Source organism: Kocuria subflava (genome assembly GCF_012163155.1).
In the GTDB taxonomy this organism is placed as follows: Bacteria; Actinomycetota; Actinomycetes; order Actinomycetales; family Micrococcaceae; genus Kocuria; species Kocuria subflava.
Map to the genome: position 1 here is coordinate 1 of NZ_JAAVUN010000257.1, position 514 is coordinate 514.

Genomic DNA, 514 nt, shown 5'->3' on the forward strand with positions numbered 1-514 from the left:
GGCAGAAGAGCCTCCCTCACTCCCAGGGCCGCGGTCAGGCGGTCAGCCAGTTCTCCAGCGCCCGGTGACAGTCCCGAATGGCTGCAGCGGTGACGTGCTCGTCGTCGGTGTGTGCCAGCAGGGCGTCCCCGGGGCCGAAGTTCACGGCGGGGACCCCCTTCTCGGAGAACCGCGCCACGTCCGTCCACCCGTACTTGGGCTGCGGTTCCTGCCCGACGGCGTCCACGAAGGCCGCGGCGGAAGGACGGTCCAGTCCCGGCCGCGCCGCCGGTGAGAGGTCCACGAAGGTCAGTTCGTGTCCGGGGAACAGCTCCCGGCAGTGCTCCTGCGCCTGGTCCAAGGTCTTGTCGGGGGCGAATCGGTAATTGATCTCGACCCGGGCGGCGTCGGGAATCACGTTGCCCGCAACCCCGCCCTGGATGCGGATGGCGTTGAGGCCTTCGCGGTAGACCAGTCCCTCGACCTCGATCTCCCGGGGCTCGTACTCGGCCAGGACGCTCAGGACGTCGGCGAG

At 69.6% G+C, this 514-nt stretch carries 1 protein-coding gene; it reads right to left on the minus strand.

The window, feature by feature from the left end; genetic code table 11:
* Positions 1-34: 34 nt before the first annotated feature.
* Positions 35-514: M20/M25/M40 family metallo-hydrolase (locus tag GTW58_RS14060; protein WP_168023659.1), on the minus strand; the 480-nt coding region annotated here is incomplete at its 5' end.